This window comes from Acinetobacter sp. YH01004, from assembly GCF_013420455.1.
Taxonomy (GTDB): Bacteria; Pseudomonadota; Gammaproteobacteria; order Pseudomonadales; family Moraxellaceae; genus Acinetobacter; species Acinetobacter towneri.
On sequence record NZ_VOXZ01000004.1, the window covers coordinates 55,669 to 69,142 of the forward strand.

The window sequence follows — 13,474 nt, forward strand, 5'->3', positions numbered from 1 at the left end:
TTTATGCCTGAATTTCGGCAAAAACCCATGGACGCGACTGCTTAGTTTTCTCTTCATAAGCACGAATGTCATCAGCTGCTTGTAATGTTAAGCCAATATCATCCAAACCATTCAATAAACAGTGCTTACGGAATGGATCTACTTCAAATTTAAATGCCGTACCGCTTGGTGTGCGTACTTCTTGCGCGTCTAAGTCGATGGTTAATTGATAGCCTTCAGTCGCCGCACACTCTTTAAATAATTGCTCGACCTGCTCTTCAGACAAGATCACAGGCAACATGCCGTTTTTAAAGCAGTTATTGAAGAAAATATCGGCAAAGCTTGGTGCAATAACGGTACGGAAACCATATTCATTCAATGCCCAAGGTGCGTGCTCACGGCTTGAACCACAACCAAAGTTGGCACGTGAAATTAAGATTGAAGCACCCTGATAACGCGGCTGATTCAATACAAACTCAGTATTAATCGGACGTTTTGAGTTGTCCTGACCCGGATAACCTTCATCTAAATAACGCAATTCATCAAATAAGTTATCGCCAAAACCTGTACGTTTGATAGATTTCAAAAACTGTTTTGGAATGATTAAGTCTGTATCGACATTGGCACGGTCTAATGGTGCAACGATACCTTGTTCAACGGTATATTTTTTCATGTTTAATTCTCACTGAATCCGTAACCTCTCCCTTGCCCTCTGCTATAGCGAGAGGGAACGCCATCTCTCTGAGAGAAGGCTGGGATGAAGGCATAACTTAGAATGAACGTACGTCTACAAAATGACCTGCGATTGCTGCCGCAGCTGCCATTGCTGGACTCACCAAATGGGTACGACCACCGTTACCTTGACGACCTTCAAAGTTACGGTTTGAAGTCGATGCACAGTGTTCACCCGGTTGCAATTTGTCTGCGTTCATTGCCAAGCACATTGAACAACCTGGTTCACGCCATTCAAAGCCTGCTTCTACAAACACTTTGTCTAAGCCTTCTTGTTCCGCTTGTTGCTTAACTAAACCAGAACCCGGAACCACCATCGCCTGTTTAATGCTTGCTGCAACTTTACGACCTTTAATCACTTCAGCGGCTGCACGAATATCTTCAATACGCGAGTTGGTGCATGAGCCAATAAATACGCGGTCTAATTGAATATCTGCCAAAGACTGACCTGCAGTTAAGCCCATATATTGATAAGCACGCGTCCAGTCATTGCGCTGTACATCATCTTTCGCCTGCTCTAAAGTTGGTACGGCTTGTGATACTGGAATGACCATTTCAGGTGAAGTTCCCCAAGACACTTGCGGCTCAATTTCTTCGCCTTGTAATACCACTACGGTGTCAAAGTGCGCGCCTTCATCTGAGTGTAAAGTATTCCAGTAAGCAACTGCTGCATCCCATTGCTCGCCTTTTGGTGCATAGTTACGACCTTTCACGTATTCAATGGTTTTGTCATCCACAGCGACCATACCTACGCGCGCGCCTGCTTCAATCGCCATATTACATACTGTCATACGTCCTTCAATCGACATATCACGGAATACTTGACCACCAAACTCAATCGCGTGACCTGTACCGCCTGCAGTACCAATTTTACCAATGATCGCTAAAACGACATCTTTCGGTGTAACGCCTTGACCTAATTTGCCATCTACACGCACTAGCATGTTTTTCATTTTCTTTTGAACTAAGCATTGGGTTGCTAATACGTGTTCAACTTCAGACGTCCCAATACCATGCGCTAAACACCCAAATGCACCGTGAGTCGCTGTATGTGAGTCACCACAAACTACGGTCATACCTGGCAAAGTTAAGCCCTGCTCAGGCCCAACCACGTGCGCAATCCCCTGACGGATGTCGTTGATGTCAAACTGCACCACGTTAAAGGTTTTACAGTTGTCATCTAAAGTTTGTACCTGAATACGTGAGGTATCATCTTCAATACCTGCAATACCGTCTGCACGTTCTTTCTTAGACGTTGGTACGTTATGGTCAGGCGTTGCCACGTTGGCACTTAAACGCCACGGCTTACGTCCTGCAAGTTGCAAACCTTCAAAGGCTTGTGGAGAAGTCACTTCATGCAATAAATGACGGTCGATATACAATAAAGCCGAGCCATCATCACGTTGAGTGACCAAGTGATCATCCCACAATTTGTCGTACAAAGTTTTTGCAGCTGGATTTTGTGCTTGTTGGTTTTCGCCTGCCATGTCAGATCTACTCCACTGGACTGGGTAATTTTTTCATTAATTTGATTATAACCGCGAATTTGTATAAATCTAATTTATCATTTTTATTAATTTAAAAACTTTTAGGAATTTCTAGCAAAATAATTTTTATTGATTCATCACGACCTGCCTATAAGCAAAAACAAATAGATGCTTAAAATTTTGACCTTATAATCTTTCTATTAAAATCTAATTTTCCAATCAAAATTACAAAATTATTCGTTTTTACAAATTAAATAAGAATGATTATCCTTTAGCTATCCACACAGAAAATGATCAAAGCAGCATAAGGAGTATTCACATGAGCCATATTCAAAAATTTGTCGCCAACAATCAACGCATGTTCAAAAAAACTTTAAGCTACTACATCATGCACATCACCGTGGCGATGGTGGTCGGTTATATAGTCACAGGCAATATTTGGATGGCCATTACCTTAAGTTTGGTCGAACCGACAGTACAAGCTGTTGCGTATTTCATTCACGAGCGGATTTGGGAAAAGAAAGCACAAACGCAAGATTCTAAAATTATCGCTTAATGGTTTTATAGATTCTGCTTGTGAATATTCCATTTCAGTTTGAGATCATCTTGGTTGCAGCCCACGATGATCTTTTTTTATCTCTGCTGTATCTCTACAAGATCATCCCGAATGCATAGTTTAAAAATAAGTAGAATTTGTTTTGATTAATTCTAATTTTTTCTAAATAATAAGCACAGTAATAAAAAATCTTTATGGATGGTGCAAATGAATCTTGCAGCCTTTGAAGCCTTTGTAAAAGTCATGGAAACAGGTTCTATTTCTTTGGCAGCAGATCAGTTATTTATTACCCAACCTGCGGTGACCAAACGTATTCACAGCCTAGAAGACTATTTTGGCGTGAAACTGTTTGAATCGGCAGGTCGTGGGGTGCAAGCCACGCATGCAGCACACTCACTATTGCCCAAAGTCAAAAATTGGCTGAATGAACTGGGCGATATTCACCACACTCTCAGCCATGAGCAGGGACAGGTTCAAGGCAAACTGAAAATTGGTACCAGTCATCATATTGGTTTGCACCATTTACCCAATCATTTGCGTGAATATGTGCAAGAATTTCCCAACGTCACGCTAGATGTGCATTTTGTCGATTCTGAACAGGCACATGAACAAGTTTTGGCAGGCGATTTAGAACTGGCTTTTCTGACCTTACCGCCCAAATTAGATGAACGTCTGTCTTATGTCACCATTTGGAATGATCCATTGGTGTTTGTGGTCGCATCTTTTCATCCGCTTGCACATCAGAAAAACCTGCAATTGACCGATTTACTCGCCTACCCTAGTTTGTTGCCTGCCGCGCAAACCTATACCAGTCAAATCACTTTGGCAGAGTTTGAAAAGCAAGGTGTTAAACCTAAAGTCACCATGAGCAACAATCCGTTAGAATCAATTCGGATGTTGGTGTCAATTGGTTTGGGATGGTCTGTTTTACCTAAAACGTTGGTCAATCAGGACTTACAACAGTTAGATATTGACTTAGAAATGAACCGTCAATTGGGCATGGTATGGCATCCGGGACGGACGCAATCACGCGCTGTTTTAGAATTGATTGAGATGATGAAACACTAAAAGATTAATGGTTTCTTTTGAATGAAAAACACCCTCAGACACGATTGTACTGAGGGTGTTTTTTTATTGGCTCAACTTGGACACAAGTGAAGTCTTAACGACTCACCGAATCTTCATGCAAAGATTCATTCAATTGGTCTACCACAATTGCCCATGAACCATCCGATTTCATTTTTTCGACGATAAACTGACGCTGTGCTTCCGTCCAAAATTCTGCCTCGGCAATTGTTGTTTCTGCATTCAATTGATGCGTTTCAATAAATTGCTGAATCGCAGCTTCACTGGCATCCAAACCCAGTTGTTCAAATAAATGTGTCATTCTTGGGCGTACACCACTCATTTTTTCACTCCTGATCATTTTTAATTCTTGTCTTACCTTAGCATGCCTATTCTAAAAATGAATGACATAATCCAACATTGCAGCAAATAAAAACAAAACAGAAACAAGCGACTAGTTACACCTGATACAGCAACAATTGCACTAATCTAAGCTTTAAATTGACCAGTCCTGCACATCCCACCCTTGCTCTTCCGCCAAAGCCTGTAAACGTGCATCTGGGTTTACCGCAATGGCATGATCCGCATATTCCAGCAAGAAACGGTCGTTAATGGAATCTGAATACGCCCAAGACTCAGTCACATCGCGGCCTTCTAGCCATTGCTCCAAACGCACTAATTTGCCTTTTTGGTAACATGCGGTGTTAATCACTTTGCCTGTATATTTACCATCGACTACTTCCGCATTGGTGGCAATAATTTCAGTAATGCCAAATTCACGAAAAATAGGTGCTGTAATAAAGTCAGAAGTTGCGGTGATGCCCACCAATTCATGTCCTAAAGCCTGATGACGCTGAATTGCTTTAAAACCTTCAGGACGCATTTGCGGACGAATCACCTTTTGCATAAATAATTCATGCAATTCGGTCAGGTATTGATTGTTGTGCTGAGTTAAAAATTCAAATACAAATTCGTTATATGCAATTGGGTCGAGCTGCCCTGCCTTATAGTCTTCATAAAACTTGTCGTTCATGGCGCGATGACGGACTGGATCGACCAAACCTTCATTTACCAAAAACTCACCCCAAGAATGATCTGAATCAGTATTTAACAAGGTGTGATCGAGATCAAATAGCGCCAATTTCATGAAAATACTCGTAAAAACTGAAATTTAAGAAAAAAATTGTAAATCTATCTCCGCTAGTCGATAGAAATTCGTTAAGATCATAGCAATTTTAACATTATTTACACTTTGCGTTTTCGAGTTGGAGAAAAGAAATCATTATCCCCGAGTGCAAAGTCATAAATTAAACAATATTTAGGTAGCCAAATGATCGACTCAGAAGGTTTCCGACCCAATGTCGGGATCATTTTGGCAAACGAGTTTGGACAAGTTCTATGGGCAAAACGCATTGGTCACAATGCATGGCAATTTCCACAAGGAGGTATCCAATATGGAGAAACCCCTGAACAGGCACTTTATCGTGAGCTGAGAGAAGAAGTTGGCTTACTGCCCGAACACGTCCAAGTTATCGCGCAAACTAAGGGTTGGCTGCGTTATCGTTTGCCACATCGGTATATACGCACGGATTCGGATCCCGTATGTATTGGTCAAAAACAGAAGTGGTTTTTATTGCAACTGACAGCGTCAGCGCATCATATTCGGCTGAATTTGTCAGACCCACCCGAATTTGATCAATGGCAATGGGTCAGTTACTGGTATCCGCTTGGTCAGGTCGTCAATTTTAAACGTGACGTCTACCGTAAAGCGATGGTGGAATTGTGCAATCAATTGCCCCTGAAAAAACCTTAAAATTTGCATGAAGATGTAGATTTTTTAGCTTATTGTTATAGGGTCATCTGTGGTGTAAAACTGACCTCAAATCATTGATTGGAATATGGAGTAGCGCGTATGTCGAACATGCAACTGGATACCCTTAGACGCATTGTACAAGAAATCAATGCGTCCACCAGTTTGCATGAATCACTCGATATTATGGTCAATCAGGTCGCAGAAGCCATGCATGTGGATGTCTGCTCTATTTACCTGTTAGATGAACGCAATCAACGCTACTTGCTCATGGCATCAAAGGGTTTAAATCCTGAGTCCGTGGGGCATGTGTCATTACATACCAGTGAAGGTTTGGTCGGTTTAGTCGGACAACGTGAAGAAATTGTCAACCTAAACGATGCGCCCAAACACGAACGCTTCATGTATTTACCCGAAACAGGCGAAGAAATTTATAATTCCTTCCTTGGCGTGCCTGTCATGTATCGTCGTAAAGTGATGGGCGTTCTTGTGGTGCAAAACAAGGATAAACAAGACTTTTCTGAAGCGGCAGAATCCTTTTTAGTGACGCTCTGCGCCCAGCTTTCTGGTGTCATTGCGCATGCGCATGCCGTGGGCAATATTGATGTATTCCGCAAACCCAACAACCTGCCTGCCTACAAAACCTTTCAGGGCGTATCGGGTTCAGGTGGGATTGCACTGGGTCGTGCGGTAATTCTGTATCCCCCTGCAGATTTGGCGGCTGTGCCTGATCGTGAAGCTGAAGACATTAGTGAAGAGTTAGAATTACTAGACAACGCACTAGATGCAGTGCGTCAAGAAATTCAGGCACTAGATGACAAAATGCAGGATGCCTTAATGGCAGAAGAACGCGCTTTATTCAGTGTGTTCCTACGCATGCTAGATGAAAATGCCCTGCCTGCAGAAATTAAAGAACTGATTCGTGAAGGTAACTGGGCGCAAGGTGCGGTGCGTATTGTGATTGACAATCACATTGCCCTATTTTCACAAATGGAAGATGACTATTTACGCGAACGTGTTTCTGACCTGAAAGATTTAGGGCGTCGTATTCTCGCCTCTTTACAAGAAGCCGATGCCAGTCACCGTGAACTGACCGATGAAAGTATTTTAATTGGCGAAGAAATTTCCACAGCAGCTTTGGTAGAACTGCCTGTCGATAAAATTGCAGCAATTGTCACCACCGAAGGCGCAATGAATTCTCACATGGTCATTGTGGCACGTGCTTTGGGTATTCCAACCGTAGTTGGCGTAACTGAGTTGCCGATCAACAGCCTAGACGATGTGGAAATGATTGTAGATGCGCACCAAGGTCGGGTGTTTATCAACCCGCCACGTCGCATGCGGACACGCTATAAAGAAATTCAAAAAGAAGAAGAACAGATTGCCAAAGACCTCAAGCAATATGAAACCAAAGATGCCATTACCCCTGACGGCGTAGCGGTAAAATTGTATGTCAATACAGGCTTGATGATTGACGTGGTGCGTGGCGTACAACGCGGTGCTAAAGGTGTTGGTTTATATCGTTCTGAAATTCCATTTATGCTACGTGACCGTTTCCCGGGCGAAGAAGAACAGCGTGCTATTTACCGCCAACAGCTCAGTCACTTTGCCAACAAACCTGTGGTGATGCGTACGCTAGATATTGGCGCAGACAAGGACTTGCCGTACTTTTCGATTGAAGAAGAAAACTCAGCCTTAGGTTGGCGCGGGATTCGCTTCACGCTAGATCATCCTGAAATTTTTTCTTCGCAAATTCGTGCCATGCTCAAAGCCAGTATTGGTTTGAATAATCTGCATATTTTGCTGCCAATGATCACCAGTGTCAGCGAGGTTGAAGAAGCCTTGTATTTGCTAGATCGTGACTTGCAAGCAGTGCAGGAAGAAGAACAGGTTAAAATCACCAAACCGAAAATTGGCATTATGGTAGAAGTACCGAGTGTGCTGCTGCAAATTGATGAATTTGCCCCGTTGGTGGATTTTTTCTCGGTAGGATCAAACGATTTAACCCAGTATTTATTGGCAGTGGATCGTAACAATCCGCGTGTGGCCAACGTCTATTCACACTTTCATCCTGCAGTACTGCGCGCCTTAACCCGCTTGGTGAAAGAATGTCATAAATATGACAAGCCTGTGAGCGTTTGTGGCGAAATGGCAGGAGATCCGCTGTCTGCGGTAATTCTGATGGCAATGGGCTTTAATACCCTGTCGATGAGTTCAAGTAATATCTTGCGGGTGCGTAAAGCAATTTGTCATGTACCGATGACCGATGCGCAACATTTATTAGATCAGGCGTTAAAAATGAATAATCCGCTGATGGTGAAAAGTCTGATGGAATATTATTTTAAAACCCATGGCTTGGGCGATATGGTGAAACTAGCGACACGTATCGTATCTCCATAAAACTTAGTTTAAGCCTCAAGCAACACACCATTCACTCCAAAAACAACAAGGGCGATAATCATCGGAATATCGCCCTTGTTTGTGTTTGCTATAGCCTCGTTTGGCATTTTTCTTACGGTCTACAAAAACCTGACTTTTGTTGACCTCGTGCATGTGCTTGGCCACAAAGTTATGCTGAATAAGCTCAGGCTGTTTTTTCTTTGCCATTACGCTGTTCCTTTCGGTTGATCATGGAAATGAGCAGTGTCGCTACTCTTTTAGATGGAGATGTTGAGGGAAAATTCAAGCCAATTGCTTCTGCATAACGTGACTATTCTCTCACCAATGTTCCATATTAAATTGGGAAGCCGATCATACGCTTTTTTGTACATTTTACAAGCGATTTTCACTCAATAGTGCTAAGATAAAAAGAAGGGGAAATAAATTATTGCCGCCACTTTATCAGATTTTTCTGACGGTTATTTTTGAAGGCTATTTTAAAGAACACTCAGCGGCTTTACCCATACAATTATAGCATAAAATTCTAAAAAATTTTATTACTTTTCAAATACTTATTAGTTATAAAATCCACTAGAAAAACTGCAATGATTGGCTAATATGAATATAGAAGATCAGTTTAACAAGACCATTAAAAACAGGAGTCAAATTCATGATTTATGAAGTTTCTGGAGATATTTTACTGAGCGAAGCACGTGCGATTGCTCACGGTGTTGCCCCTAACGATAACTTTGCAACAGGTTTGGCTTTAAGTCTGCGTGAGCACTGGCCTGCGCTATATAAAGACTTCCGCAACTATTGTCATATTTACCATCCTAAAGCGGGTGAGCAATGGACTTGGGTCAATGCCGAAGGTCAACGCATCGTCAACCTGATGACTCAGGAAGCGGCTTATGACAACGGTTCAAAACCAGGTAAAGCATCGACAGAATACGTCAACCGCACTTTGAAAAACTTAAAACAGTTGATTGAAGAAGAGAAAATTGAAAGCTTGGCGTTACCGCGTCTTGCAACAGGTGTAGGCGGTTTAGATTGGGAAGATGTACGTCCACTCATCTACAAACACTTAGAAGATTTGGATATTCCAATTTACATCTACACTCTATATCAAAAAGGTGTAAAAGCTGAAGAGCCTGCGAAATAAGTTTCGCTGAAGCAATCAGCTTTGCTACAAGCGAGCGTGATTGATCACGACTCGACTGCAATATACGGTTCAATTCACCCGTTTGGTTTTACCAAGCGGGTGAATTTTTTGTGCAGAATCAAGTAGCAAGGGATGCTATGCTGAAAATGCACGCTGCAAGATGGATGCAACATCGACCTGTTTAGGTTTAAGCATACCCACCACTTGCCCATGCAATGCACTATAACGCGACTGAATAAAACCTTCTGCCACAAAACTTGGCGCATAACGCAACAACAAAACCGCTTGTGCCAAAATCACCAAACGGCTCACCAAAGCACGTGCCATAAATTGTAAATCGTTGCTGTTCGTGGTCTGCAATAACTGCTGCAAACCATCTAATTCACTGCCCAAAATAGGATGAGTAACGGCGGTGCGAGCAAAATCCTGCAATAACACCTGAATCAGCTCAGGTTCTCGCTGCATAGCGCGTAGTACATCCAGACACATGACATTGCCTGAACCTTCCCAAATGGTATTTACAGGTGCTTCTTTGAAAATACGTGCCATGATGCTGTTATCGACATAACCATTGCCACCAAAAACTTCCATCATCTCACCTGTAAGTTCCACCGCGCGTTTGCAAATCCAGAACTTTGCAGCAGGGGTCATTAAACGCTTCCATGCCAAAGACACAGCATCATCGCTTTCATAACAATGTGCCAAATGAAAACTGAGCTGTACCGCAGCTTCAGTTTCCAAAGCCAAATCTGCCAAGACTGCCTGCATTAATGGCTGATTCGCCAAAGTCTGTCCAAATGCTTGACGTTGTCGAGTATAGGCAAGGCATTGCACCAAGGCTTGACGCAGCATGGCACTACTGCCCACAGCACAGGTTAAACGAGTGTAGTTCGCCATTTCAATAATGGTGGGAATACCGCGCCCTGCTTCGCCAATCATGATGCCCCACGCCTGCTGAAATTCGACTTCAGAACTGGAGTTACTCCGATTTCCCACTTTGTCTTTTAAACGCTGTACCTGAATATTATTTTTTCTGCCATCTTCTAACCAACGCGGTACAAAGAAACAAGCCAAACCATCTTGTTCGGTATTGGCGACCACCAAATGTGCATCACACATTGGTGCAGAGAAAAACCATTTATGACCTGTGAGCAAATAGGCTTGCCCACGCCCTGTTGCTGCGACTGGAATGGCAAGCGTTTGGTTGGCACGTACATCTGAACCACCCTGCTTTTCGGTCATACCCATGCCCAGCCAAATAGATTTCTTTTGTGAAATCGGCACATCACGCGGGTCATATTCATGCGATAACAGTTTCTCACCCATGCTTGCCCACAACTCAGGTTCACGCTGAATGAGCGGAATGCTGCCTAAAGTCATAGAATTTGGGCATAAATTACCGCACTCAACCTGTCCTGCCAAATAAAAACGACTGGCCCAATCGACCCATTTTGCCGTAGATTGCGGTTGCTTAAATGGATGTGCATGCGTGTCAAACTTACGATTCAGCGCCATCCAGTGATGCCACGCAGGATGAAACTCCACTACATCTTTACGACGTCCACGTGCATCGAAGGCATGTAAAATAGGCGTATGCCGATTGGCTAAATCGGCATAATGATAATATTCTGCCGATGCTGCAATGTGTCCCAATTCACTCAGTCGGGTCTGATCTTGACTGCCATAACGGGTTAAAATTTCTTGTAAAACCGTATCGGTTTCAAATAAGTTATAGTCTTGTAATTCATCAAACTGATTTTGAATTTGATGGGTCATCCATGTCTGCATTGTGTCACTCCTAGATAAACGCGGTGCTATCATTGCATTCAGTATAGAGAAAAATATGCGCTCAGGTGTTCGGCTTTATTTATGAAAAATTCTGAGGTTCAAGTGCGCCGTAAGCCGCGCCAATCAAGGGCTAAACTGACTCAAGAGGCTTTACAAGAAAGTTTTGTTCGGCTTTTGCATGAACGCTCGGCAGCTGAAATTACCATTCGCGAAATTACCGATTTGGCAGGTGTCGGTTTAGGCACTTTTATGAATACTTTGCCAAGAAAGAAGATTTACTGGCATTGACGATTCACCTGCAAGTCAAACAGCATGCAGAACGCTTAAAAAGTTATGCCCAACAGCAACTTGAGTTATCCACAGTTGTTGAAATAAACCGCTATATTGCAACCATCATTCAGTTTCAGCTTCAGCAAATTCAGGCACAACAATGGCTTTGGGCGCAGACTTTTTTACTGGAACGGCAGGTATCACACATTGAAACTTACCAAAAAAGTTACAGCATGATGCTACAGATGTGGCAACAGATTTTCGCACCTGTCATACACAATGCCGAACAACAACTGCGCCTTGCTTTGAATCTGCATCGCATCAGTTATGGTTTTATTTCGCAAAGTTTATTAATCAATCCACATTATCAAGATTGGGATGCCTTGCACACCGATATTTCATTGGCGATTCAACCGTTTTTAGCAGCAGTTTCAGACATTTAGTGCAGCAAAACTGATTATTTAGTTTACAAAGATCTATCGAATACACCAATCATAAACAATAAATTTATCTATTTGTAAAATTATAAAAATCGTTTTACATTAAAATGGTGAGATTTGAAAAGCTTTCATCTACAAAGCCCGATCTGCATGGTATTGTGGTGTTGTAGTTGATTTTTTAAACAAACAAAACGGTTCATGGCCGCTTGTTTTAGAAGCTAAATTTCTAATACAGCCCACCACATGATGATCACAATATGGAGAACAACGATGAGCCAAGAGATAAAAAAATGCCCTGTAACGCATTTAACCACCGATGCAGGCGCACCTGTTGTAGATAACCAAAATAGTATGACTGCGGGCGCACGTGGCCCACTCCTTACTCAAGATTTATGGCTCAATGAAAAGTTGGCAAACTTTGTACGTGAAGTAATTCCTGAGCGTCGTATGCATGCCAAAGGTTCAGGTGCGTTTGGTACGTTTACGGTCACGCACGACATCAGCCAATATACCCGTGCCAAAATTTTCTCTGAAGTTGGCAAAAAAACTGAAATGTTTGCTCGTTTCTCTACCGTTGCAGGTGAGCGTGGCGCTGCCGATGCAGAACGTGACATTCGTGGTTTTGCCTTAAAATTCTATACTGAAGAAGGCAACTGGGATTTAGTCGGCAACAACACACCAGTGTTCTTTTTCCGTGACCCGCGTCAATTCCCAGACCTGAATAAAGCTGTAAAACGTGACCCACGCACCAACCTGCGTGATGCAACCAATAACTGGGATTTCTGGACTTTGCTGCCAGAAGCACTGCACCAAGTCACCATTGTGATGTCGGATCGTGGTATTCCTGTCGGTTATCGTCACATGCATGGTTTTGGTAGCCATACTTACAGCTTTATTAATGCCAATAATGAGCGTTTTTGGGTGAAATTCCACTTCCGCACTCAACAAGGCATTCAAAACCTAACCGACGCAGAAGCAGCAGAATTGATTGGTCGTGACCGTGAAAGCAGCCAGACCGACCTTTACAATGCCATTGAACGCGGTGATTTCCCGAAATGGACGCTGTTCGTGCAAATCATGCCTGAACTGGATGCAGAAAAAGTCCCTTATCACCCATTTGACCTCACCAAAGTTTGGCCGAAAGGTGATTATCCACTGATTGAAGTGGGTGAATTTGAACTGAACCGTAACCCTGAAAACTACTTCCAAGATGTTGAACAGGCTGCCTTTGCACCAAGCAACCTTGTACCAGGAATTAGCTACTCGCCAGATCGCATGTTACAAGCGCGTTTGGTCAACTATGCCGATGCTGCACGTTACCGTGTTGGTGTGAACCATTCACAAATTCCAGTGAATGCTGCACGCTGCCCTGTGCACTCAAACCGTCGTGATGGTCAGGGTCGTATGGATGGCAACTATGGCAGCTTGCCACACTATGAGCCAAACAGCTTCCATCAATGGCAAGAGCAACCACAATACCGCGAACCACCGCTAAAAATTCGTGGCGATGCAGATTTCTGGGATTATCGTGAAGATGATAGCAACTATTTTAGCCAGCCGCGTGCCTTGTTCAATTTAATGAACCCTGAGCAAAAACAAGCACTGTTTGATAACACGGCACGTGCAATGGGTGATGCTTTAGACTTTATTAAGTATCGTCATATTCGTAACTGTTATGCATGTGACCCTGCTTATGGCGAAGGCGTTGCAGCGGCTTTAGGCATGACCGTTGCCGATGCGCAAGCAGCACGTGCCAGTGACCCTGCACTTGGTCAGCCTGGCGTACTGTAATCTTTGTAGTTAAAG

Annotated in this window: 12 protein-coding genes and 1 pseudogene; 7 read left to right on the forward strand and 6 right to left on the reverse strand. The window is 43.0% G+C overall.

Annotated features, from left to right (window positions below):
• Window position 1: 1 nt before the first annotated feature.
• Together leuD and leuC are read right to left on the reverse strand one after the other, a co-directional pair.
• On the reverse strand, window positions 2-652 hold the full coding sequence (leuD, locus tag FTT71_RS04140) for a 3-isopropylmalate dehydratase small subunit (protein ID WP_004976094.1): 651 nt from the start codon (window positions 650-652) through the stop codon (window positions 2-4).
• Between the two features lie 97 nt (window positions 653-749).
• On the reverse strand, window positions 750-2,198 hold the full coding sequence (leuC, locus tag FTT71_RS04145; protein WP_004976092.1) for a 3-isopropylmalate dehydratase large subunit: 1,449 nt from the start codon (window positions 2,196-2,198) through the stop codon (window positions 750-752).
• Window positions 2,199-2,517: 319 nt separating this feature from the next.
• Between leuC and FTT71_RS04150 the strand changes: the two genes are divergently transcribed.
• Both FTT71_RS04150 and FTT71_RS04155 read left to right on the forward strand, forming a co-directional pair.
• The gene (locus tag FTT71_RS04150) at window positions 2,518-2,754 is read left to right on the forward strand and encodes a DUF2061 domain-containing protein (protein WP_004976091.1); all 237 of its coding nucleotides are present in this window, start codon (window positions 2,518-2,520) and stop codon (window positions 2,752-2,754) included.
• Window positions 2,755-2,961: 207 nt separating this feature from the next.
• Window positions 2,962-3,822: a LysR family transcriptional regulator gene (locus FTT71_RS04155; RefSeq protein WP_004976089.1), complete on the forward strand. Its 861-nt coding sequence runs from the start codon at window positions 2,962-2,964 to the stop codon at window positions 3,820-3,822.
• 94 nt (window positions 3,823-3,916) lie between these two features.
• Here FTT71_RS04155 and FTT71_RS04160 read toward each other — a convergent pair whose 3' ends face one another.
• The gene (locus tag FTT71_RS04160; protein ID WP_004976087.1) at window positions 3,917-4,162 is read right to left on the reverse strand and encodes a DUF2789 family protein; all 246 of its coding nucleotides are present in this window, start codon (window positions 4,160-4,162) and stop codon (window positions 3,917-3,919) included.
• A gap of 153 nt (window positions 4,163-4,315) precedes the next feature.
• The gene (locus FTT71_RS04165; protein WP_179993533.1) at window positions 4,316-4,966 is read right to left on the reverse strand and encodes an HAD family phosphatase; all 651 of its coding nucleotides are present in this window, start codon (window positions 4,964-4,966) and stop codon (window positions 4,316-4,318) included.
• A gap of 183 nt (window positions 4,967-5,149) precedes the next feature.
• On the opposite strand from FTT71_RS04165, the gene FTT71_RS04170 reads away from it, so the two are divergent.
• Window positions 5,150-5,632: an RNA pyrophosphohydrolase gene (locus FTT71_RS04170; protein ID WP_004976084.1), complete on the forward strand. Its 483-nt coding sequence runs from the start codon at window positions 5,150-5,152 to the stop codon at window positions 5,630-5,632.
• Window positions 5,633-5,731: 99 nt separating this feature from the next.
• Entirely contained in the window at window positions 5,732-8,029 is a 2,298-nt protein-coding gene (ptsP, locus tag FTT71_RS04175; protein WP_004976082.1) for a phosphoenolpyruvate--protein phosphotransferase, read from the forward strand.
• A gap of 15 nt (window positions 8,030-8,044) precedes the next feature.
• Here ptsP and FTT71_RS04180 read toward each other — a convergent pair whose 3' ends face one another.
• Window positions 8,045-8,236, reverse strand: a complete 192-nt coding sequence (locus tag FTT71_RS04180; protein WP_004976081.1) for a hypothetical protein — start codon at window positions 8,234-8,236, stop codon at window positions 8,045-8,047.
• A gap of 442 nt (window positions 8,237-8,678) precedes the next feature.
• On the opposite strand from FTT71_RS04180, the gene FTT71_RS04185 reads away from it, so the two are divergent.
• The gene (locus FTT71_RS04185; RefSeq protein WP_004976080.1) at window positions 8,679-9,170 is read left to right on the forward strand and encodes a macro domain-containing protein; all 492 of its coding nucleotides are present in this window, start codon (window positions 8,679-8,681) and stop codon (window positions 9,168-9,170) included.
• Between the two features lie 135 nt (window positions 9,171-9,305).
• Here FTT71_RS04185 and FTT71_RS04190 read toward each other — a convergent pair whose 3' ends face one another.
• Window positions 9,306-10,958 (reverse strand): acyl-CoA dehydrogenase family protein, encoded by a 1,653-nt coding sequence (locus tag FTT71_RS04190; RefSeq protein WP_131261059.1) that lies wholly within the window; start codon window positions 10,956-10,958, stop codon window positions 9,306-9,308.
• 81 nt (window positions 10,959-11,039) lie between these two features.
• Between FTT71_RS04190 and FTT71_RS04195 the strand changes: the two are divergent.
• Both FTT71_RS04195 and FTT71_RS04200 read left to right on the forward strand, forming a co-directional pair.
• A pseudogene (locus FTT71_RS04195) lies at window positions 11,040-11,671 on the forward strand (TetR/AcrR family transcriptional regulator).
• A 267-nt stretch (window positions 11,672-11,938) separates the two neighbouring features.
• Window positions 11,939-13,459, forward strand: coding sequence for a catalase (locus FTT71_RS04200; RefSeq protein ID WP_154321077.1), 1,521 nt, complete (start codon window positions 11,939-11,941; stop codon window positions 13,457-13,459).
• Window positions 13,460-13,474: the final 15 nt, after the last annotated feature.

Coding starts and splice junctions, on each gene's coding strand:
- leuD (WP_004976094.1), bottom strand. CDS start 652: ATGAAAAAATATACCGTTGAACAAGGTATCGTTGCACCATTAGACCGT.
- leuC (WP_004976092.1), bottom strand. CDS start 2,198: ATGGCAGGCGAAAACCAACAAGCACAAAATCCAGCTGCAAAAACTTTG.
- FTT71_RS04150 (WP_004976091.1), top strand. CDS start 2,518: ATGAGCCATATTCAAAAATTTGTCGCCAACAATCAACGCATGTTCAAA.
- FTT71_RS04155 (WP_004976089.1), top strand. CDS start 2,962: ATGAATCTTGCAGCCTTTGAAGCCTTTGTAAAAGTCATGGAAACAGGT.
- FTT71_RS04160 (WP_004976087.1), bottom strand. CDS start 4,162: ATGAGTGGTGTACGCCCAAGAATGACACATTTATTTGAACAACTGGGT.
- FTT71_RS04165 (WP_179993533.1), bottom strand. CDS start 4,966: ATGAAATTGGCGCTATTTGATCTCGATCACACCTTGTTAAATACTGAT.
- FTT71_RS04170 (WP_004976084.1), top strand. CDS start 5,150: ATGATCGACTCAGAAGGTTTCCGACCCAATGTCGGGATCATTTTGGCA.
- ptsP (WP_004976082.1), top strand. CDS start 5,732: ATGTCGAACATGCAACTGGATACCCTTAGACGCATTGTACAAGAAATC.
- FTT71_RS04180 (WP_004976081.1), bottom strand. CDS start 8,236: ATGGCAAAGAAAAAACAGCCTGAGCTTATTCAGCATAACTTTGTGGCC.
- FTT71_RS04185 (WP_004976080.1), top strand. CDS start 8,679: ATGATTTATGAAGTTTCTGGAGATATTTTACTGAGCGAAGCACGTGCG.
- FTT71_RS04190 (WP_131261059.1), bottom strand. CDS start 10,958: ATGCAGACATGGATGACCCATCAAATTCAAAATCAGTTTGATGAATTA.
- FTT71_RS04200 (WP_154321077.1), top strand. CDS start 11,939: ATGAGCCAAGAGATAAAAAAATGCCCTGTAACGCATTTAACCACCGAT.